Source organism: Georgenia sp. SYP-B2076 (assembly GCF_003991205.1).
GTDB lineage: Bacteria > Actinomycetota > Actinomycetes > Actinomycetales > Actinomycetaceae > Georgenia.
This window is the reverse complement of sequence record NZ_RXOZ01000034.1, coordinates 1-21,572: the sequence shown is the minus strand read 5'-3', so window position 1 is coordinate 21,572 and position 21,572 is coordinate 1. Positions and strand designations below refer to the sequence as shown.

The 21,572-nt window shown below is 71.9% G+C and carries 16 protein-coding genes; 4 read left to right on the top strand and 12 right to left on the bottom strand.

The features are described 5' to 3' along the window. Positions 1-85 precede the first annotated feature (85 nt). The 5 genes from EJK16_RS15520 to EJK16_RS15500 all read right to left on the bottom strand — a co-directional run bounded on the left by EJK16_RS15520 (position 86) and on the right by EJK16_RS15500 (position 6,915). Complete coding sequence (locus tag EJK16_RS15520) at positions 86-2,203, bottom strand: hydantoinase/oxoprolinase family protein (protein WP_127130945.1); 2,118 nt, start codon at positions 2,201-2,203, stop codon at positions 86-88. Continuing rightward, positions 2,203-3,987, bottom strand: a complete 1,785-nt coding sequence (locus EJK16_RS15515; protein ID WP_127130943.1) for a hydantoinase B/oxoprolinase family protein — start codon at positions 3,985-3,987, stop codon at positions 2,203-2,205. Before EJK16_RS15515 ends, EJK16_RS15520 begins: the two co-directional genes overlap by 1 nt. Positions 3,988-3,998: 11 nt before the next feature. Further along, the gene (locus EJK16_RS15510; protein ID WP_127130941.1) at positions 3,999-5,213 is read right to left on the bottom strand and encodes a Xaa-Pro peptidase family protein; all 1,215 of its coding nucleotides are present in this window, start codon (positions 5,211-5,213) and stop codon (positions 3,999-4,001) included. A gap of 279 nt (positions 5,214-5,492) precedes the next feature. After that, positions 5,493-6,263 carry an IclR family transcriptional regulator gene (locus EJK16_RS15505; protein ID WP_164737369.1) on the bottom strand — a complete coding sequence of 257 codons (771 nt, stop codon included), beginning with the start codon at positions 6,261-6,263 and terminating at the stop codon, positions 5,493-5,495. 352 nt (positions 6,264-6,615) lie between these two features. Continuing rightward, positions 6,616-6,915, bottom strand: a complete 300-nt coding sequence (locus EJK16_RS15500; protein ID WP_205739797.1) for an SDR family NAD(P)-dependent oxidoreductase — start codon at positions 6,913-6,915, stop codon at positions 6,616-6,618. A gap of 569 nt (positions 6,916-7,484) precedes the next feature. On the opposite strand from EJK16_RS15500, the gene EJK16_RS15495 reads away from it, so the two are divergent. Both EJK16_RS15495 and EJK16_RS15490 read left to right on the top strand, forming a co-directional pair. After that, the gene (locus EJK16_RS15495; protein ID WP_205739796.1) at positions 7,485-9,461 is read left to right on the top strand and encodes an MFS transporter; all 1,977 of its coding nucleotides are present in this window, start codon (positions 7,485-7,487) and stop codon (positions 9,459-9,461) included. A 479-nt stretch (positions 9,462-9,940) separates the two neighbouring features. After that, a complete protein-coding gene (locus EJK16_RS15490) occupies positions 9,941-11,767 on the top strand; it encodes an FAD-dependent oxidoreductase (protein WP_127130937.1) in 1,827 nt (608 codons plus the stop codon). Here the strand turns inward: EJK16_RS15490 and EJK16_RS19915 are convergent. The 3 genes from EJK16_RS19915 to EJK16_RS15475 all read right to left on the bottom strand — a co-directional run bounded on the left by EJK16_RS19915 (position 11,722) and on the right by EJK16_RS15475 (position 15,046). After that, positions 11,722-12,357, bottom strand: a complete 636-nt coding sequence (locus tag EJK16_RS19915; RefSeq protein ID WP_240646108.1) for a sodium/calcium exchanger protein — start codon at positions 12,355-12,357, stop codon at positions 11,722-11,724. The genes EJK16_RS15490 and EJK16_RS19915 overlap by 46 nt on opposite strands. Continuing rightward, positions 12,282-13,484, bottom strand: coding sequence for an MFS transporter (locus EJK16_RS15480; protein ID WP_127130935.1), 1,203 nt, complete (start codon positions 13,482-13,484; stop codon positions 12,282-12,284). The genes EJK16_RS19915 and EJK16_RS15480 overlap by 76 nt, the downstream gene beginning before the upstream one ends. Before the next feature lie 323 nt (positions 13,485-13,807). Beyond that, the gene (locus tag EJK16_RS15475; RefSeq protein ID WP_127130933.1) at positions 13,808-15,046 is read right to left on the bottom strand and encodes an Nramp family divalent metal transporter; all 1,239 of its coding nucleotides are present in this window, start codon (positions 15,044-15,046) and stop codon (positions 13,808-13,810) included. Between the two features lie 136 nt (positions 15,047-15,182). Here EJK16_RS15475 and EJK16_RS15470 point away from each other — a divergent pair, with 136 nt between their 5' ends. After that, entirely contained in the window at positions 15,183-15,854 is a 672-nt protein-coding gene (locus EJK16_RS15470) for a metal-dependent transcriptional regulator (protein WP_304999950.1), read from the top strand. Here the strand turns inward: EJK16_RS15470 and EJK16_RS15465 are convergent, their stop codons facing one another. Beyond that, positions 15,855-16,676: an SDR family oxidoreductase gene (locus EJK16_RS15465; protein WP_127130929.1), complete on the bottom strand. Its 822-nt coding sequence runs from the start codon at positions 16,674-16,676 to the stop codon at positions 15,855-15,857. 137 nt (positions 16,677-16,813) lie between these two features. Continuing rightward, positions 16,814-18,916 carry a dolichyl-phosphate-mannose--protein mannosyltransferase gene (locus EJK16_RS15460; RefSeq protein WP_127130927.1) on the bottom strand — a complete coding sequence of 701 codons (2,103 nt, stop codon included), beginning with the start codon at positions 18,914-18,916 and terminating at the stop codon, positions 16,814-16,816. Between the two features lie 327 nt (positions 18,917-19,243). Here EJK16_RS15460 and rsmI point away from each other — a divergent pair, with 327 nt between their 5' ends. Further along, positions 19,244-20,077: a 16S rRNA (cytidine(1402)-2'-O)-methyltransferase gene (gene rsmI, locus EJK16_RS15455; RefSeq protein ID WP_240646118.1), complete on the top strand. Its 834-nt coding sequence runs from the start codon at positions 19,244-19,246 to the stop codon at positions 20,075-20,077. A 10-nt stretch (positions 20,078-20,087) separates the two neighbouring features. On the opposite strand, the gene EJK16_RS15450 is transcribed toward rsmI, so the two are convergent. After that, a complete protein-coding gene (locus EJK16_RS15450; RefSeq protein ID WP_127130925.1) occupies positions 20,088-20,684 on the bottom strand; it encodes an isochorismatase family protein in 597 nt (198 codons plus the stop codon). Between the two features lie 101 nt (positions 20,685-20,785). Continuing rightward, on the bottom strand, positions 20,786-21,572 hold a 787-nt coding region (locus EJK16_RS15445; RefSeq protein ID WP_164737368.1), incomplete at its 5' end, for an HNH endonuclease signature motif containing protein.

The window sequence follows — 21,572 nt, the reverse complement described above, 5'->3', positions numbered from 1 at the left end:
GGAAGCGGTGTGCGGTTCCGGAGTGGGGACGAGCGAGGTGCGGCGGCGGGGGGAGCCGGGCGCCGTCGGGACGTGGTGCGGGGGGTCAGGCAGTCACGGGCGTCCGCCCGGTCTGGATGCGCGCGCGCATCTCCTCCGCACGCTCCCGCAGGTAGAGCACGAACGATCCGGTGACGTCGACGACGGCGTCGTACTCGTCCAGGACCACGATGCTGGTGGTGCCGAGCTCCACGACCGCCGGGCCCCGGATCTCGTCGCCCGGCACCATGTCCTGACCGGCGTAGACGTCGGCGGCGACCATGCGCCGCTGACCGGGGGACCAGATCTCCCGCTGCCCGCGATGCGCCTGTGCCACCCCGGCGGCGCCCCAGGCGGGGGTGCCGCTGGAGCCGGCCACTAGGCCGGTGGCGGTGAGCCGGACGTTGAGCACCTCGATGGGCATCTCGTCGGTGTGGTATCCGAACTGGATGTCGTGCAGGCGGTGGAACTCCCGTGCCGCGGCGGTGATGTCCAGGGTGTCGAGGGAGCCGGCGGGCAGGGGCACGTTGATCTCGAACCACTGGCCCTTGTAGCGCATGTCCAGCGAGGGGGCGTACTCGATCTTGTCCTCAGGCACGCCCTCGCCGAGCAGCGTGGTCGTGCCGCGCTCGGCCATGGACCGCCAGATGGCGGCGACCTCCCCAGAGTCGACATGGGCGAGATCCCAGTGCTGGCTCTGGACGTAGTCGTGCTTGAAGTCGCACACGAGCATGCCGGCGGCGCAGAAGATGGACGACTCACGCGGCACTACGAGCAGCGGGATCTCCAGCTCGCGGGCGATCGCCGCGGCGTGGACCGGGCCGGCGCCGCCGGCCACCACGATCGGGAAGTCGCGCGGGTCCAGCCCGCGTCGCACGGTGATCTCCCGGACGCCGGCGGCCATGGAGACGTTGACGACGTCGTAGATGCCGGCGGCCGCGTGGATCGCGTCCAGGCCCAGGGGCTTGCCGATCTGCTCCCCGATGGCCTGCTGGGCGGCGTCGACGTCCAGACTCATGCCGCCGCCGAGGAAGCTCGACGGCGAGATGTAGCCCAGCACGACGTCGGCGTCGGTGGTGGTGGGCACCTGCCCGCCACGGCGGTACGAGATCGGCCCGGGGACGGCGCCCGCGCTCTGCGGGCCCACCCGCAGCATCCCGCCGTCGTCCACCGCCGCGATGCTGCCGCCGCCGGCGCCGATGGTGTGGATGTCCACCATCGGCAGGGCGATGCGCCACCGGTCGATCTTGCCGTCGGTCATCACCAGCGGGCGGCCGCCGTCGACGATGGCGGCGTCGAAGCTCGTGCCGCCCATGTCCACCGTGAGGCACCGGTCCCAGCCGTGGGCGGCCACCTCGAGCAGCCCCGCCGTCGGCCCGGACGCCGGGCCGGACAGGAGGGACAGCGCCGCGCGGGCGCTGAGCTCCTCGGGCGTGGCGACCCCGCCGTTGGACTGCATGAGCAGCAGGACGCCCCGGAAGGAGGCCTCCTCCAGCGTGGCCGTGAGCACCCGGATGTACTCGCGGATGATCGGGCCCACGTAGGAGTTGAGCACCGTGCTGCTGGTCCGGTCGTAGTAGCGCGCCTGGGCGAGCAGGTCCGCGGACCGGGTGACGTAGGCCTCCCCAAGCTCCTCGGCGAGGATCTCGGCGGCGCGCACCTCGTGCCGGTCGTCGGTGTAGGAGTGCATGAAGGAGATGGCGACGGCGCCGATGCCCTCGTCCTTGAACAGGCGGGCGGCGCGCCGCACGGCGTCCTCGTCCAGGGGCGCGACCTCCTGGCCGTGCACGTCGAACCGACCCGGGATAGGGGCGGTGTGCTCGCGCCTGACCAGCGGGGCCGGCGGCTGGAGCCGGTTGTCGTAGGGCTCCTCCCGGGTGCCGTCGCGCAGCGGCAGCACGTCCCGGAAGCCCTCGGTGACCAGCAGGCCGGTCTTCGCGCCGCGGCGGGTGAGCAGGGCGTTGGTGGCCACGGTGGTGCCGTGGACGATTGTGTCGACCCCGGTGAGGAACTTTTCGACGGTCTCGCCGCGGTTCTCCGCGATCTCCCGCAGGCCCTGGGTCACCGCACGGGCCGGGTCGGAGGGGATGGAGCTGGTCTTGTGCACCAGGCGGGAGCCGTCCGGGCCGACCACGAGGAAGTCGGTGAACGTGCCGCCGACGTCGATGCCGATACGCGTACCCATCAGTTCTTCTCCTTCGTAGTGGTGGCGTGCAGCGCGCGGAGCGCGCGGGTGGCGGCCTCGTCGGTGAGGTTGGTGGCGGCGTCGACGACGACGCCGTACTCGTCGCGCGCCTTGGCCGCCGAGAGCAGGCCCGAGCGGACCTCCTCGGCCACATCTCCGGCGTCGCGCTGGAACGGATCGCCGTACCCGGCGCCGCCGCCGCACCACGAGCGGATGACGGTGCCCGGCGGCAGGTCGGTGATCTCCTTCGAGCCCCACTCGTGCGTGGAGCCGTCGGGGTACTCCAGCAGCATCCGGTTCAGGCCGGCGTCGTGGCCGCCGAACAGGCCCAGCCCGGGGGTGGCGCCCTCGGCCTCGATGTCCTCGCCCATGGTCACGCCGTGCGCGTGCACGCCGTCGCTGCGCCAGGCCGAGCGGGTGCCCAGGCCGCCGCGCCAGCGGCCGGCGCCGGCGGAGTCGGGCAGGTACTCGTGGTACTCCATGAAGTGCGGGGAGGTGATCTCGAACATCTCCGGGTCCGCCGCGCGCATCTGCCCGGCCGTGCCCGAGAAGCCGAGGGCGTCCCAGCCGTGCGCGCCCTTCATGGCGCCCGGGCCGGTGCGCTGGAACACCGTGAGGGTCACGTACGGCTCGCCGGTGGTGGGGTCCGTGCCGTGCAGCGAGGTGGACATGTACTTCGCCCAGCCGGCGGTAACGCGGTCCGGGAGGGCGTCCGCGAGGGCGGACATGACGCACTCCATGATCTCGTCGCTCATCTGGTTGCCGAAGATCGTGGCCGCCGGGAAGTTCGGGTTGAGCAGAGAGCCTTTGCGGAACACGGTGCGGATGGGCGCGAACAGGCCCTCGTTGGTCGGGATGACGATGTCGCCGGCGGCCACCAGCATGAGGAAGGCGATGCGCACCGCCCCGGAGGCGGAGGCCGGCGGCATGTTGGTGAAGCCGGGTGCCTGGTCGTCGGTGTGGGAGAAGTCGAAGGTGATCTCCTCGCCGTCGATCGTGATGTCGCAGGCGATGCGGTACCGGCGGGTGGGGTCCAGTCCGTCCGAGACCATCTCGCTCTCGCCGTGGTACACGCCGTCGGGCCAGCGCGAGATCTCCGCCCGCACCTGCCGCTCGGAGCTGTCGATGACGTACTCCATGTGGGTGTCGAACGTGGCACGCCCGTACCGGCCCAGCAGCGCCTGGATGTGGCGGCGCCCGATCGCGCACGCGCCCACCATGGCCTTGACGTCCTCCATGACGAAGCTGAAGCGGATGTTCGCGGCGACGAGGTCCCACACGTCCTTGCGGAGCACGCCGCTCTCGTAGATCTTCACCGGCGGGATGCGGAATGCCTCCTGCCAGACCTCCTTGGCGTTGGGGTCGTACCCGCCGGCGGTCATGCCGCCGATGTCGGCCAGGTGGCCCTTGGCGGCGGACCAGGCCACGAGCTCGCCGTCGTGGAAGATCGGCATGTAGATGCCGGTGTCGGCGTTCTGGTTGCCGCCGGTGAAGACGTCGTTGTGGATGATGACGTCGCCCTCGTGGATGTCGTCCCCGAAGTACTCGAGGATGTACTCCAGCGGGGGCCGGGCGCCGAAGGCGATGATCGCGGCGTACTCCGCCTGGGCGAGGGTGCGGCCGTGGGCGTCGAAGATGACGGTGACGAGGTCGCCGATCTCGTTGAAGATCGGCGAGCGCGAGGACCGCATGAGCAGGGTCGCCATCTCCTTGGAGATCGCGTCGAGCCGGCGCTGGAGCACCGATGCAAGGATCGGGTCGACGGGGGGTGCGGTGGTGGTCATGGGTCTGCCCCTCAGGGGATCGGATGGACGGCGACGGGGTGACGGGACAGCGCCTGGGCGCCGTCGTCGTCGATGACGTAGGTGTTGGCCATGTAGCCCATGGCGCGGGTGTCCTCGTCCCACAGGGTGGGGTGGATGGCGAGGACCATGCCGGGCTCGACGGCGGTGACGGCGCCGGCCTTGGAGCCGTCCTGGACGACGTCGAGGCCCACCCAGGGCTCCTCGAGGACGTCCAGGCCGAGGCCGTGGCCGGACCAGTACTCCGAGCGTGCGCCCTGGCTCTCGACGGCGTCGATGACGGCCCGCTGGACGGCGTCGAACCCGGTGCCCGGGCGTAGCGCAGTCGCGGCGGCGTCCATGCCCAGGGCCACGGCGCGGCCGATGTGGTCCACGCTCGCGGCGGGCGCGCCGAAGGTCACCATGCGGGAGAGCTCCACCCAGTACCCGGAGGGGCCCACGATCTCGTAGGAGAAGGTGAAGACGTCGTTGACGCCGAGCACCCGGTCCTGGGGCTGGCCGAAGGTCGCGCGGGCCACGCCGTCGCGCTCCTCGGCGTACATGGTGAGGAAGAGCGGGTCCTGACCGCCGAGCTCGGCGCCCACGCGGAACATCTCGGCGGCGACCTGCTGCTCCGTCATGCCCGGCTTGGCAATCTCCAGGAGCCGGTCGAAGCAGCGGTCGAGGATGTAGGCGCCCTCACGGACCGCGCGCGTCTCGGCCGGGCTCTTGATGGCGCGAACCCGGTCAAAGACTGCCGAGGCGTCCTCGAAGGTGCTGCGCGGCAGGCCCTGGGTGACGGCGAGGTAGTCCTCGACCTTCATCACCTGGCCGAGGCCGACGATGCCCACGCGCAGCGCCTCGCCCTTGGACCGCAGGATGTCCGCCAGGCCGGCGCCCAGGTTGTAGGGGAAGCGGTAGTCGGAGACCCAGCCGGCAACCGGCCGGCGGTCCGCCTCGAGGTTCTGCGGGAGCACCACGATGGGCTCCTCGCCGGCGAACATCACGGCGTAGCCGTACCGGTGGCACAGGTTGTAGTCGGAGAGGTAACGCAGGCTGCCCTTGTGACCGCGGTAGTCGGCGGCGGCGAAGAGGAGGGCGTCGTAGCCCTCGGCGGCCATGGCGTCGTGCAGGCGGCGCCAGCGCAGGTCGCGCTCGGCCAGCGAGGTGATGGGGTGGTCGGGAAGGGACGTGTGCTCGCGTTGGCGAGAGAGTGTGTCGATAGCCATGGCGTGACAGTAAGTAAGGCTGTGATGCCGCTCACACGGGGTGTCCCGTATCGCTGGACACGACTGGTGCGACGGCACTCGAAGTCCCAGCTGCCCCGGCCCCCGATGGTGCGGCCAGATCGTCCTGCCGCGCTCGCGGTGGCGCCGGTGCGATCGGATGTCCGATCCGCCATGCGAGCGTTACGTCCCCGGCGCTCGCGCAATCCGAGCTCTCCCAGCTGACGCTCGGTGACGCTCGCGGAGGCCCGCGCCGTCACGCGCGCCAGTGCGCCCCGTGGGTCACGCGGGCCGGCGCTTCTGGCCGACGTCGGGTGCGAGCGACGGCAGGAAACCGAGGACGCGCGAGGAAGCCTCGGCGGCGCGGCGGATCGCCACACCGATCTCGTGAGTGCGCTGCGGGGTCATGAGGTTGCGGGCGTCGCCTGTGCCGATCGCGCCGACGACGACCCCGTGCTGATCCAGCACGGGTGCCCCGACGCTGCGGAAGCCTTCCTGGCTGACCTCAGTGACGATGTAGCCGCGTTTGACGAAAGCCGCTGCGGCATCATCCATCAGCGCAAGCGTCTCCTCCGGCAGTCCCTCGCGGTAGGGCGCCCGGGCGGCGGCCGGAAGGGCGGCGTACACGGCGAGGCCGCAGGCGCTCCCGTGCAGCGGCCAGTGCCGCCCGGTTCGGTTCCGGTTGGGCAGGCGCCTGCCGTTCTGCAGGCGAAGGAGGTACACGATGCCGGTGGGGACGTACTGGGCCACGTGGATCTCGGTGCGGGTGGACGCCAGCTGTGTCGAGACAGGCCCGAGGGTGGCGTCGACGAGTCCGGTGCGCTCGATCACCTGACCACCGAGCGTGGCCAACGACTGGCCGAGCTGGTACCCCTCCGCGCCGTGCATCTCCAGCAGTCCTGTCTCCACCAGGGTCTGGCACAGCGCGTGGCAGGTGCTCCGCGGTACGCCAGTGAGGGCGCTGAGCTCGCGCACGGTGAGGAGGCGGTGCTGGCGGTCGAACGCCTGCAGCATCGCCACGGCCTTGGCCACTGAGCGCACCGTTGCGGTCATCGCAGTCCTTCGGTCCTCACCCGCCACTTGGAGGATGGCGGGACGCTCGATCGATGAGCGGTACTCCGGTCCGGATGACCATTGAGCGTACGCCAACTTTTGGACCGAAAATGTGAACGATGATGTCGGCGGTGTGCGGGAGAACGGTCGCTGGAATTCGGTGGCTACCCAGCGTGCGGGCATGGCGGCGGAAGCAGTTCTCGCAGGGTGGTAGGTGTGGCGAGTGCTCTTACACGGGCCCCTGCTGGCCGATGCCTCCTCGGCCTCGGATGAGAGACCCGGCGCTTGGCGTCGGGGAGCGGCACAAACGAGCGGTCCGACCCGGCAGGGTCGGACCGCTCGCGACGTTCGGTCAGTGCGCGGTCTGCCCGCCATCGACGGCGTACACGCCGCCGGTGGCAAAGGATGCGAGCGGGGATGCCAGGTAGAGCACCATGCCGGTCATCTCCTCAGGCTCCGCGGGGCGCCCGAGCTGGGAGCCGGCAATGACCTCGTCGCGCATCTCTGGGTTGTCGAGCCAGCCCTTGGTCATGCCGGTGGCGACCAGCCCGGGGGCGAGCGCGTTCACACGGACGCCGGCCGCGGCGTAGTCGAGGGCAGCGGCCTTGGTCAGTCCGACGACGCCGTGCTTGGCGGCCACGTAGGGCGCCATGTGGGGTCGGCGATGATGCCGGCGACCGAGGCGGTGTTGATGATCGCCCCGCCGTGCGCTCGAGGAGTTGTGCGCCAAGTTGCACACCCCCGGACCGCCGCCTTGTTGCCGGCCTTCGCGGTGGAGATTCTCGCAGCGCGCCGCCCCGAGAATGCATACGTGTTTCCGACGCGCACCGGGCACTCCACCTCCACAACAGCTTCCTGCACGAGTCCCTGCTCGTGCCCTGAGCTGGTCAGTCGATCTAGGCAGCTGTGGCTTCTTGCGGTGCCCACATCCACCTGGGCAGTGCGTGCCCCAGCTCGCGCAGGGCGGCGTCGCGCGTGCCCTCACATCCCCGGTGACAGCCGGCCCCGTTGACGACGCCTGCGTACGGAGGCGGGCAGGTGATGGTGACCAAGACCTCGCGCACACCACCGGCGAACAGGGACGTTCTTCCCGTATGTTTGACGACGGCTCATGAGCCGCAATGGTGCGTCGATGACACGACACGCGAGGTGCTCCACAGCAACTTCTGACACGGCACGGTCGACCGCGCGTCTCCGTACCCCACCGTCAGGAGCACCTCCTTGTCCTCCCATCACGCCCAGGCGCAGGGCACCTCGCGCGCCACGATCGGCATGATCGCCGTGTCCGCCGCGGCGGCCTTCCTCGCCACCTTCAACGAGACCTTCCTCAACGTCGCCCTCACGCCGATCATGACGGACTTCGGGGTCGACGTCTCCATCGTGCAGTGGCTGGCCACCGGCTACCTCCTGGTCGCCGCCGTCTTCGTTCCGGTCTCCAACGTCCTCTACCACCGCTTCCCCACCCGGCCGTTGTTCGTCGCCGCCGTGGCACTCCTCGTGGTCGGCTCCGTCGTCGGCGCCCTCGCCCCGAGCTTCGACGTACTACTGGCCGGCCGCCTGCTGCAGGCGATCGGGACCGGTCTACTCACCCCGATCGGCATGAACATCACCCTCGCGGTCGCCCCGCGCGAGAAGCTCGGCTTAGCCATGGGCATCATGGCCGCGATGACCACGCTCGGCCCGTCGATGGCGATCGTGGTCTCCGGCGCCCTGCTCACCATCGCTCCTTGGAGCACCCTGATGTGGGTCTTCGGCGCGCTGTCGCTGATCGTCCTGCTGGCCGGCGCGGTACTGCTGCGCAACGTCGCCGAGCTCGGCCGCCCCGTGCTCGACGTCCTCTCCTTCCTGCTCGTTGCCCTCGGCCTCGTGGGCCTGCTCTACGGCATCTCCACCGCGTTCAGCGGCTCAGCACTCATCGCCGCGATCGCCGCGGTGGTCGGCGTCCTGGCACTCGCGGCGTTCGTCGTGCGCCAGAACCGGATCGAGCACCCGCTGCTGGACCTGAAGCCCTTCCGCAGCACTTCCTTTGTCCTGGGCGTATCCATGACCATGCTGGGTCTGCTTTTCGTGTTCGCCATGAACGTGGTGATCCCGATCTTCCTGCAGTCTGTGAAGGGCCAGACCCCGATGGGTGCCTCCCTCACGCTGGCCCCCGGCATCCTCATGACCGTGGTCCTGGGCCCGGTCGCAGGCCGACTGTTCGACCGCCACGGCGGTCGCGTGATGATCCCTGTCGGCTTCACGATCATGGCTGCCTTCGCTCTGCTGGTCGGCGTCGCCGCCGGTCACGAGTCGGTGCTGCTGTTCGCCGCGCTGTACGTGCCCGCAGTGCTGGCGACCTCGCTGGTCATCGGCCCGTCACAGACCTTCGCGCTGTCCAGCCTGGACCGTGAGAGCAGCCCCCACGGCGTGACCGTGGTCAGCACCAGCTTCCAGATCGCCGGATGTCTGGGCACCTCGCTCGCCATCGGCGTGTACAACGCGCTGACCACCCTCGACCTCGGAAACGGCTCTGATCTGCTGGGAGCCTCGATCCTCGGCTTCCGAGGCGCCGCCGCGCTGGTCGCCCTCACCTCGGTGATCGGCATCTTCCTCGCCTTCGCAGCCACCAGGGCTGCTCGCGCGGCCCGTGCCGCCCGCGCCGCCGAGGCCGAGACCATCGAGCCCGGCCGCACGCGCACCGTCGTGGACCTCATGAAGACCGACGTCTACGCGCTGAGCACCGAGCAGAATGTGCTCGAGGCCCTGCAGATGTTCACCGAGCGCGGGATCTCCGGCGCCCCCGTGCTGCACCCCAACGGGTCGTTGGCCGGCTTCCTCTCCGACGGTGACGTCATGCGGTACTTGTCGGCCGAACACCCCAGCTCGACCAACATCTACTCCTTCGCGATCGGCGAGTCGGACGACCTCGAGGACGCCCTGGCGGACCTGGTGTCTCTGCCGGTGATGCGCCTGGCAACCCGCGAGGTCGTCACGGTGGACGCGAACGCCTCGATCGCCGACGCCGTCGCCGTGCTGTCCGACAAGCACCTCAAGAAGGTGCCCGTGGTCCGCGGCGAGACCGGCCCGGTCATCGGCATCGTCAGCCGCTCCGCGGTGAACCGGTTGGCCATCTTCTCCTACCTCGCCTCCCGCGAGGGGCAGGTCCAGCCCGCCGACGACGAGACCGCCGTCGAGCGCGAGCCGCAGCTCGCCTGAGCGGACGTCTCGTAGGTCACGACTAAGCGGGTGGGGTGCCGAGCGGCGCCCCACCCGCTTCGTCGTTCCGGCATCGATGTAGGCCACCGGCTGGACCAGCGAGTCACCGTCCGCGTCCTACGGCGGGCGGGGCCGCGCGGACGGCATCGCGGTCAAAGCCTTCGCATAGCGCTTAACAGGGCATCCATCGGGTCCTTGGCGATCACCGCCTCCGCCGCAGCCTTGGCGCGGTTCGGTCGGGAAGTAGCTCAGCGCGCTCGGCACGATGGTGCCTGCAGCCTCGGCCGCCGAAGTCCTGAGAGACGTGCCGCGGGGCTGACAGGGCGGTCCGTCGTACTCGGCACGGTCCTGGCATACCAGGACAGGTTCCGACGGGAATGCTTCACGCCCGATCGGGGTTGGCCCGAGTAAGTAGATGCAATTGCATCGACTGCTGCCGTGTGGTCGGCGTCATGCCGGCCAGTTGGGAGGGAAGTGCTATGAAGTTCGCGCGTGGCTCCATCGGGACCGTGGCCCAGGAGGGAATCCCGGACGAGGTGGACGTGGCGATCGTCGGTTCCGGCGGGGCGGGCCTGATGGCTGCGCTGACCGCGGCCAAGGCGGGCGCACGCGTCCTCGTCGTCGAGTCGCGAGAACTGGTCGGGGGCGCCACCGGCATCTCCGCTGGTGCCGCCTGGATCCCCAACCACGGCTTCTCGAGCAAGGATCTGAAGGTCGACGACGACCTTGACCAGGCTCGGCGCTACATCTACGGCCAGGGCCGCGACCAGGTTCTCGACCATGACCTGGTGGAGAAGTTCCTCGAGACCGGGCCGCACGTCGCGAGGTTCATCGAGGAGAACACCTCCTTCGGGTGGATCCCGACGATCTGGCCGGACTACCGCTCGGACATCGACGGCGCGTCCGTCGGCCGGGCGCTCTTCCCGGGCCCGTACGCCCCGCAGGGACTGGGCGAGGCCGCGAAGTATGTGCGACCGGCCCTGACGACGGGCATGGCCAAGAACCCGCTCCCGTTCTGGATGCTGGGCGGGATCGGCATCGATGACGTCTGGCTCGCCGGGCCGGCGCTGGTCGGAGCGCTGCTCGAGGCTGCCCTGCGTAACGGCGTCGACGTGCGCGTCGAGACGCCGGCGACCCGCCTGGTCATCGACGAGTCGAGGGTGCGGGGAGTGGTCGTCCGGGCCGACGGCGTCGAGCACACGGTGGGGGCCACCAAGGGCGTCCTGCTCGCCAGCGGCGGGTTCGAGAGCTCGACCGAGCTCGCCACGACCTACCTCGACGCGCCCTTCGGCGTGCAGGTCTCCCCGAAGGGCCACGACGGCATCGCGGTGCAGCTGGCCCAGGAGGTCGGCGCCGACCTGACCGGGATGGAGGACGCCTGGTGGATGCCCGGCGTGCAGCTGCCGGGTGAGGAGCTGGAGGGCCGGCCGCTCAGCCGTGTGTTCCTCGGCGAGCGTGCGCTGCCGCACAGCATCATGGTGAACAGCAAGGGCGAGCGCTTCGCGAACGAGGCCCTGGCCTACGACCAGTTCGGGCAGATCATGCGCGAGGTCGACCCCGAGACGGGCACCATGCCGAATGCCACGGCGTGGCTGATCTTCGACCAGCACTACTGGGAGAAGTTCGGGATCTTCGGCATCACGCCGGGCGGAGAGGTGCCCGACTACCTCCACCGCGCCAACACGCTGTCGGAGCTGGCGGGCAAGATCGGGGTCGACGAGATGGGCCTGCTCCGCACCGTCGACAAGTTCAACCCGGAGGCCGCACGCGCCCGCGACCCGCAGTTCAACCGCGGCGACACCATGTTCGACCGCTACTTCGGCGCCTTCTACCCCCGACTGGGCAGGCTCTCGCCGGACGCGCTGTTCCCGGCCGCCACCGCGAAGGCTCGGACGCGCATCGCCGGGGCGATCGGCCCGGTCGTGAGCAAGCTCGCGGGCCGGGTGGCGAAGAAGAACAACCCCGAGCAGCTGCGCTCCATCGTGGTCGGGCCTCTCGCGAAGATCATCCGCCCCGTCCTGAAGAGCCCGAGGTCGAGCGTGCTCGGGCCCGTCGACACCGCGCCGTACTACGCGCTCAAGGTCGAGGCCAGCGCGCTCGGCACCGTGGGCGGTCCGAAGACCGACGCGCTCGGGCGCGCGCTGAACACGGAAGGCAGCGTGATCCCTGGTCTCTACGCCGCCGGTAACGCAGGTGGCGCGCCCACGAAGGGGTTCTACGGAGGCGCCGGCGGCACGATCTCGCTGGGTCTCGTGTTTGGCTACCTGGCGGGGAGGGAAGCAGCCCGGCAGCAGGCCGCCGCCTGAGCCGGGTGCTTCCTGACCTCGGCCGCCGTGGAGACGGCGGTCGAGGTCGCCCATCGCCACGTCTCGTCCGGTTCGGCCTGCGTGCGACGCTGGCCGCCGTCGGGTCCTCGACGCGGCTGCAGGCGGCGCTCGCCGCCGGCTCCGGACGCGGGGGAGCACGGCGGTGCCGGACACCAAGCCGGCAGCAGGAAGAGCACGGGAAGGAACGCGTTGCCGCCGAAGATGTCGCTCACCGCAAGCTGGAAGTCCCCGTGCCGCACCGAGGCGATGCCGGTGGACAGCTCCGGCAAGGAGATGGCGGCGGCCAGTACGGTCGCTCCGAAGAGGACGCCGGACAGGCCGACATCACCGGCGATCGCATCGCCGCTGGCGGGTCCTGACCTCCGTCCTGCAAGGCTGGGCCAACGACCTGGTCCCCATGGGAGGAGTGCCGGGCCGGGTCCGCCGGACCGCCCAGTCGAGGAGCCGTCCGGCGTGCAGGTGAGGCAGGCGCTCGAACCGGCGAGGACCGGCGTCAGGCGTGCAGCACCCGGCCGCGACCGACGCCGAGACCCACCACCAGCTGGACGACGGCCACGGCGGCCACGCATACCAGCAGCAGGGGGCCGGGGCCGGTGTGGTCGCGCAGGACGCCGGCGAGCACGAGGTTGAGGGCGGCCCCCAGGTAGCCCACCGCCTGGGACATCGACGAGAGCCTGCTCGCGGTGGCGGTGTCGGCGGCGCGCAGCCCCACCAGGGAGAGAGCGGTGACGAAGGCCCCGCCGGTGCCGATCCCGATCAGGATCACCCAGACGAGCAGCAGCTGGGGCGCCAGGAGGAGGCCCAGCATGGCGGCGAGCGTGAGCGTGGGGAACAGTGCAGCCGCGACGCGCTGGTCCCCGCCCACGCGCATCAGCGACGGGGCGGCCAGGTTCGAGACGATGGCCACCGCCTGGAAGGCGAAGAGGTGCCAGCCGGCGGTCGTGGGGTCGACACCGAGGTCCTGCTCGAGGGTGGGGAGCCAGTTCACCAGCACGTAGAACACCGTGGACTGCAGCCCCATGTAGGCCGCCACCTGCCACGCCAGCCCCGAACGCCATATCGACCCGGTCGCCCGGTGCGGCCGGGTCGCTGGCAGGCCCTCCGCCGCCGGCGCGGGGTGGAGGAGCCGGGGCACCCAGACGGCGACGGCCGCGACCATGAGGCCGGCCCACACCCCCAGCGCGAGCCGCCACGACCCCCATGACGCGGCGGCCAGCGGGACGGCGAGCCCGGACGCGAGGGAGGCGAAGACGCTCTGGACCGCGGTGTACCCCGCGGTGACGCCCGTCAGGTGCGTGGGGAAGTCCTTCTTCACCACGACCGGCAGCAGCACGTTGCCGACGGCGATGGTCGCGCCGATCAGGGCCGTGCCAACCCACAGCGTCAGGGTGGCGCCGGGGAGGGAGCGCAGCACGGTCCCCGCGGCGAGCAGCACGAGCGCGAGCAGCACCGTGCGCTCGACGCCGAAGCGGCTGCCCAGCCGGTGCACCACCGGCGAGACGACCCCGAAGGCCACCAGCGGCACGGCGGCCAGGATGCCGAGCGCCGAGGGCGGCAAGCCGGTGTCCGCGCCGATCTCCGGGAGCAGCGGCCCGACGGCGGTGATCACGGGACGCAGGTTCGCCGCCACGAGCAGGATCCCCACCAGCAGCAGACCGGAGGGGAGGGCGCGCCTGGCGCGTGGGGGGATGGTCATGGCTGCGCTCCCGGGTGGGCGTGTACGCCCAGGGCAGGCCCGGGGCGGCGGCGAGGTGGTGCCGGCTCCCGGGCAGGGGCGGATCTTGGGCCACCGTACGGCACCGCCCCGCGGCCGGCCCGGCGGCGCGCTGGGGCCACCGTCGTCCCCCTCCGGCGCCGCAGGGCCGCCACCGGTGAAGCGCTCGCCGTCCGCCGCCGCCCGGCGACGCGACCCCAGCCGGTAACTTCGTACTGATAGGACACCAGCCGAAAACTTCGTACTGATAGTCCGTACGAAGTTTTCGGCGACGTGGTTCGTCACGTCCCGCCCGGCTGGGAGAGTCAGACGCCCGTCACGGTGAGGGCGATCAGGACGAGGTTGAGCACCGCGACCACGACGACGATCGCCGTCAACGCCCAGCGCACCACCGGCCGGTTGGCTGCTCCGCCCATGAGCGCGGCGTCGCTGGTCAACCGCAGCAGGGGGATCAGGGCGAACGGGATGCCGAAGCTGAGCACGACCTGGCTGATGACCAGGGCCCACGTCGGGTCGACGCCTAGGCCGAGCAGGGCCAGCGCCGGGATCATCGTGATCAGCCGGCGCAGCAGGAGCGGGACCTGCCGGTCGAGCAGCCCCTGCATGATCGTGGCGCCCGCGTAGCAACCCACGGACGTGGAGGCCAGGCCGGAGGCGAGGAGCCCGATCGCGAAGACGAGCCCGATCCCCGGGCCCAGGGCGGAGACGACCGCCGCGTGCGCGCCGTCGATCGTGTCCGTCCCCGCCACACCCTGCAGGCTGGTCGCGGCGAGCAGCAGCATCGCGATGTTCACGACCCCGGCGACGCCGAGCGCGCCGACGACGTCCAGCCGGGTGGCCCGCAGGAGCCGGACGCGGCCCCCGTGGTCGGTGGCGTGCCCGTGGCGGTCCCGGACCAGCGCGGAGTGCACGTAGATCGCGTGGGGCATGACCGTCGCCCCGAGCATGCTGGTGGCCAGCAGCACGCTGTCCGTGCCGGCGAAGCGGGGGACGAGCCCGGCGACGACGTCGCCCGCGGCGGGCGGGTTGACCACAAGGCCCGAGAGGAACCCGATGGTGATGATCGCGAGCAGGGCGATGATGACGGACTCGAACCGCCGCTGGCCGTAGCGGTCCTGGACCGCCAGCATGCCCATCGAGACGACGCCGACGATCAGCCCGCCGAGGAGCAGGGGCGTGCCGAACAGCAGGTGCAGGGCGATGGCGCCGCCGATGACCTCGGCGAGGTCGGTGGCCGCCGCGACGACCTCCGCCTGCGCCCAGAAGGCCAGGCGCTGACGCCGGCGCAGCCGTCGGCCGATGAGCTCCGGCAGCGTGCGCCCGGTGACCAGGCCGAGCTTCGCCGACTGGTACTGGACGAGCACGGCCATGGCGTTGGCAACCACGAGGACCCACACCAGCAGGAAGCCGTAGCGCGCGCCTGCGGTGATGTTCGCCGCGACGTTGCCGGGGTCGACGTAGGCGATCGCCGCGACGAAGGCCGGCCCGAGGAGGGGTAGCACCCGGCGCTTGGGTGTCGTCCCGCTCAGCACCGTCGAAGCCACGTTCTCACCACCCTGGCCTAGAAGTTTCGGTGACCCGAAATCTACGCCGACCAGTCAAGCACAGCGCGGGCGCCGCGTCACCACCGCGGAGCCGGGCGGGCCGAGCCCGACGGCGCCCTCAAGTAGCGTGGCCGTCGTGACTGACGAGCTGACGGCCGCGAACCAGGACTATCTCAAGGTCATCTGGTCCGCCCAGGAGTGGTCGGACGAGCCCGTGACCACCACGCTGCTGGCCCGCAAGCTCGGACTCTCGCCCTCCACAGTCTCCGAGGCGGTCAAGAAGCTCACCGCCCAGGGGCTGCTCGCCCATGCGCGGTACGGGCTCATCGAGCTGACCGAGACGGGCCGGGCGTCGGCGCTCGCCGTCGTGCGCCGGCACCGGATCATCGAGACGTTCCTCGTGGCCGAGCTCGGCTACGGGTGGGACGAGGTCCACGACGAGGCGGAGGTGCTCGAGCACGCCGTCTCCGAGCGGCTCGTCGACGCCCTCGACGAGCGGCTGGGCCACCCCACGCGGGACCCGCACGGCGACCCGATCCCCACGCGCGGCGGCACGGTGCCCGCGCCGTCGGCGATGCAGCTGCACCTCGCGGACGGCGGGGCGCACGTGCGGGTCGCCCGGATCTCCGACGTCGACCCGCAGGTGCTGCGGTACTTCGCCGACCTGGGCCTCACGCTCGACACCGAGCTGCGGGTCGTCGAGCGCAGGGACTTCGCGGGCACCCTGACCGTGCAGGTCGCCGGCCGGCCGGAGCTGCGGGAGGTGGGCCTCACCGCCGCGGAGGCGGTGTGGGTGACGCGCGCCTGATCAGCGCCCGGTGAAGGACTCCATCGAGCCGTGCACCCCGAAGACCCGGGCCATCGCGTCCCACGCCCGCGCCGGGAGCATGCCGCGCGCGGCCCGGCCGAGGTGGACGCCGGGAGGGGTGATGACGAACGGCCGACCGGCGAGCATGCCGCGCCACGCCTGGTCGACGGCCCGCTCCGGGCGCAGCGCCGGGGTCATGCGCACGGCGCCGGCGCCGGCGAACATGCCGGTGCTCACGTAGGAGGGGCAGAAGGTCGTCACCAGCACGTGACCGTGATCGGCCTGCTCCAGCTCGAGGCGCAGGATGTCGCTCCAGGTCAGGGCGGCCGCCTTGCTGGCCGCGTACGCGGCCATGCGGGGGTTGGGCACGAGGCCGGCCGCGGACGCCACGTTGAGGACCCGCTTGGGCCGGTCGGCGTCCGCGATCATCGCCGGGAGGAGATGGCTCACGAGCCGCATGGGGGCGAGGGTGTTGACCAGCAGGGTCTCCTCCGCCTCGCGGGGATTCTGCTCCCAGAAGTACCCGTTGCCCGTGATGACCCCGGCGTTGTTGACCAGCACGTCCGGCGTGGCGTTCCCCGCGAGCACGGAGCGTGCGGCGTCGTCGATGGCGGCCAGGTCAGTGAGGTCGACGACGTCGGTGCGCACGCGCAGGCCAGGACGTGCCAGCCCCGCGGCGCTGCGCTCGAGGGCCGCGGCGTCGCGGCCCCACAGCGTCAGCTCGCTGGCGCCCTCGTCAGCCGCTCGCCGGGCGAAGAGCGCGCCCATCCCGCGGGTGGCTCCGGTGATGAGGACTCGGGCCCCGCGCACGGTGCGGCTCACAAGGACTCCTTCAGGTTCGGGGTGGGCGCCGCGACGACGCCGGATCGCGCCGTGGCGCCGGACGGAACCGGTCTTCGGGCCCGCCGCGCCCATTATGGCCACAGGCACGGGCGGCGCCCCTGCCGAGGGCGCGGCGGTCAGACCCAGCTCGGCAGCCACATGTGCAGGTGCCAGAAGTCGTAGGAGACGGTCTGCCCCGTCCACACCGGCCAGTAGAAGGCGGACACGGCCACGGCGAGGGCCACGACCACGCCGTAGAGCACCCAGCCGGTCCGTGTCACGGTGACGGACCCGTCGTCGGACACCAGCAGCGCCGCCCGCGACGGCGACGCCGCGGGCGCCTCGAGGGGACCGGGGGCGCCGTCGGGGCTGACGGCGTCCTCGCCGTCGACGGTGCCGCCGGAGCCTCCGGAGCCGCCGGTGCCTCGGGTGTCTCCGGCCCGGGCGCTGACGGTGACGGCCGGGACTGGCGCGTCGTCGTGGCCGTGGTCCTCGTCGTTGGCGCGGTCCTCGTCACGGTCACCGGGAAGGCGGACCACGCCCATCGCCCAGCCCAGGACGAAGGTCAGGCACAGCACCACGTACGGCACGAAGGCGACGGAGTAGAAGGTGAAGATGGTGCGGTGGGCGTAGGCGAACCACGGCAGGTACATCGCCGCGTACCCGGCGAGGATCGCCCAGGCGCGCCAGTCCCTGCGGCGCACGGCGAGATAGACGAGCACCACCAGCGCCGCGGCGGCAAGCCACCAGATGACGGGGTTGCCGATCGACGTGATCGCCTGCACGCACCGGTCCGAGCCGCAGGCGCTGGGCGGCGGGGCCGGGTCGGGCCAGTAGAAGGACGTGGGCCGGATCTGCAGGATCCACCCGGCCGGGTGCGCCGCGTAGGCGTGCTCCGACTCGAGGTTGTTGTGGAACTGCCACATCGCGAGGTGGTACTCCCACCAGGAGTTCACGGCGTCGGGGAGCCAGCCGCGGGGCACGGCCTCGCCGGTGGCGCGCAGGTCGGCCGCCCACTGACGCCGATAGGCGTCCGGGTGCGTGAACCAGGAGAACCAGGTCGCGACGTAGGTCAGGGCCGCCACGGGGACCAGCGCGACGAACGCCGGCACGCCACCGCGGACGACTCCCGAGGCGAGCCACCTGCGACGGCTCACGGCCCTGCGCGCGCAGGCGTCCCACACGAACACCATGATCCCGAAGACGGCGACGGCGTACAGCCCGGACCACTTCACGCCGGTGGCCAGGCCCAGGGCGACGCCCGCGCCGACGAGCCACCATCGGGGCCCGAGCCGGGGGCCCCATGGGTCGCCGAGATGCCCGTCGGAGCCGAGCTCGACGGCGGCACGCCGGGCCAGGCGGGCACGGCTCCACTCCCGGTCCTTCAGGACGAACCAGAAGCCCACCAGGACCCAGAACATCAGGAAGATGTCGAGCAGCGAGGTCCGCGACTCCGTGAGGTGCACGCCGTCGATCGCCAGGAGCAGGCCCGCCGTCGTGCCGAGCAGGGGGGAGCGGAAGAACCTGGTGGCGATCCGGGCCAGGATCAGGACCGAGATGGTGCCGACCACCGCCGCGGAGAACCGCCAGCCGGCGCCGTTGTCGGAGCCGAAGAGGCGCAGCCCGACGGCAATCATCCACTTGCCCACCGACGGGTGGACCACGTAGTCCGCCACCGTGGACAGGTCCGAGAAGTCCCCCCGGACGAAGCGGCTGTTGGCGTCCTTCGCCGGCCACTCGCCCTCGTAGCCGAGCGTAAGCAGGGAGTACGCCTGCTTGACGTAGTACGTCTCATCAAAGATCAGGCGGCTCGGGTGGTTGAGGCCCACGAGCCGCATGACGGCGGCCAGCACGGTGACGGCGAGCGGCCCGACCCATCCCCACAGGCGCGCCGTGGGGTCCAGGCGTGCCGCGAGCGGGCGCAGTCCCAGCCGGTCGCGCAGGCCGTCCTCGATGGTTGCGGTGTCTGGCGCCGTGGTGGCGACGCGCCGGCTGCCGCCATGGTTCGCGGAAGGTGGCTCCCCGGGTGCGACGTCGCGGATGCTGCGCCGCAGGACGGCTCGGGGCGGGGATGCGACGGTGTCCCCGGGGGCACCCGGTGAGGCCTGGGCCGTGTCGCGTCGCGGCATCGGGGCGTCGGTGCCGTCGGTCTCGTCGGGGGCGCGGGACGCGCTGTCCTCATTGGCACCTGGGCCGGGTGCGTCGCCGTCGAGACGGTGCGTGGGGCCGGGCGTCGTCACCCCGGTGAGTCTAGGCGGACCAGGCCTTGTGTCAGATGCGATGCCAGTCCCCGCCAACGGGAAAGCGGCGCGGGTCGGGCTGCCCAGTCCCCTTCAACGTGACGACGGCGCTGACCCGGTTGCCCGGTCCGCGGTGCCGGGGCCGCCCGATCCCAGCCGCCCGGCCGTCCCCGCAGTGGGTGCCGCCTGGTGGGGGAGACTGGTGCGGTGAGTACCCACGTCGAGCCCGAGAGTGAACCACGGCCGGAGGGCGAGGCCATGCACCACGGGCCGGCGGACGCGGAGCAGGCCGCGTCGGCGACGTCGGCCGAGTCGGCGGTGCCTGCCATGACACCGGGCGTCATCCTGCTGGCCGCCACCCCCATCGGTGATGCGGCCGACGCCCCGCCGCGGCTCCGGCGGTCCCTCGAGGAGGCGGACATCGTGGCCGCCGAGGACACCCGGCGCCTGCGCGCGCTGGCCGGGCGGCTCGGGGTGCGGGTGCAGGGCAGGCTCATCAGCTACCAGGAGCACAACGAGAACGAGCGCGCACCCGAGCTCGTGAGGGCGGCGCAGGAGGGCGCGCGCGTGCTCGTCGTCTCCGACGCGGGCATGCCCTCCGTCTCGGACCCCGGCTACCGCCTGGTGCGTGTCGCCGCCGACGCCGGCGTGCGGGTCAGCGTCCTGCCTGGGCCGTCCGCCGTCCTGACGGCGCTCGCGATCTCCGGGCTGGCCACCGACAGGTTCTGCTTCGAGGGTTTCGTCGCGCGCAAGCCCGGTGACCGTTCGCGCGCGCTGGCCGCGCTCGCAACGGAGCCGCGGACGATGATCTTCTTCGAGTCACCGCACCGCCTGGCCGGCACCCTCGCGGACATGGCGGACGCGTTCGGCGCCGACCGTCCCGCCGCGGTGTGCCGCGAGCTGACGAAGACCTATGAAGAGGTCAAGCGCGACGGGCTCGGCGCGCTCGCGACGTGGGCGGGTGACGGCGTGCGAGGCGAGATCACGATCGTCGTGGCCGGGGCGCCGCCGGTCCTCGCGCGCGTCGAGGACCACGTGGAGCGGGTGCTCACGCTCGCAGACTCGGGCTCCGGGCTCAAGGACGCGGCCGCCACCGTGGCCGCCGAGACGGGCCTGGGCAAGCGTGAGCTCTATCAGGCAGCCCTGGCGCGCAAGGGCTGACGGCCCGCGCTCACGCCTGCCCGGACTCCGTCAGCTCGACGCCCGCCGCCGCCATCTGTTCGCGGGCCGCGACGCCCTGCTCGGGGCTGACGGGCACCGTCAGATCGGTGAACACGCGGGTGGCCAGCCCGAGCTTGCGGGCGTCGAGCGCTGTCTCCTTCACGCAGTGTGACTCGACCAGTCCGACGACGTCGACGGCCGTGATGCCGGCGGCCTCGAGGATCTGCGCCAGGGTGCGGCCGTCCGCGTCTGTGCCCTCGAAGCCGGAGTAGGCGGCCGCGTACATCCCCTTCTTCACCGACGCGTCCAGGGGCAGACCAGCGAGCGCGGGGTGGAGCTCGGCCTCCGGGGTGCCCGCGACGCCGTGCGGCGGCCAGGTGTCGACGAAGTCGGGCGTCTCGGAGAAGTGGTCGCCTGGGTCGATGTGCCAGTCCTGGGTGGTCACCACTGCGGCGTAGTCCCCGCGATGCTGGGTGGCGTACCGGCCCACCCGCTCGGACACGGCGTGGGCGCCTTCGGTCGGGAGCGCGCCGCCCTCGCAGAACGTCGGCTGAACGTCGACGAGGATGAGTGCGCGCGTGCCTGCAGCTCCCGTGCTCTGACTCATGATGACCTCCGACCCGGCCACGGCTGTCGTGCCTGGCTCCTGCGCCATTCTCGCGCACCGCTCCTGCTCCCATTCTCCGCACCTCCGCCCGGCCCCCGGTGTCAGGCGGCGAGGGTGGCATCGCCGATGGTGGTGCCGTCCGGGCGGAGGAAGGTCCAGTGGCCGTGGCGGCGTTCGATGGTGATGGCGTGGGCGTGGACCCAGTCGTGGTGGTACCAGCAGAGCAGGACGCCGAGGTTGATGTTGGTGGAGCCGAATTGGGCCCACCAGGCGATGGAGTGGTGGATCTCGCCCTCGCCGGGTGGGGCGTGGCAGTGGGGGTATTGGCAGCGTTTGTCGCGGGCGATGATGGCGCGGGTCTGGGCGGCGGTGAACAGGCGTTGTTCGCGGCCGGCGTCGAGGATCTCGGAGTCGGGGCCGAAGACGACGCGGTGCATCTGGCTGTCGCAGGCGAGCCGGGCTAGGAGGGCGGGGGAGAGGATCGTGCCGTCCTCGAAGGTGGCGGCGGCCACGTCCGCCATGGCGGCAGCGTCGGGGCCGGCCTCGATGAGGGTGCCGGGCTCGCAGGTGCAGCCCTCGCCACCCGCACACGCCACGATGCCCTCCGCCGCCCCGGCGCCGGTCCCGGAGAATCCCGCGGCCCCGGCGGCCCCGGCGGCCCCGGCGGTGCCGGTGAGGCCTACCGGGCCGGTGTGGACGGCGGTCAGGCCGAACGCGGCGCCGGGGCCGGTGGTGGGGCAGCCGGGGCGGTGCGCCCGGATGGCGGCTGCGGCGACGAGGCGCTGCAGCGTGTCGAAGGGGACGGTGACACTGAGGTGGGGGCGGATGCGGGCGCCGGGGCGCAGGGTCCCTGAGTCCAGGGCGAGGTGCGCGAGCCCGACGAGGGCG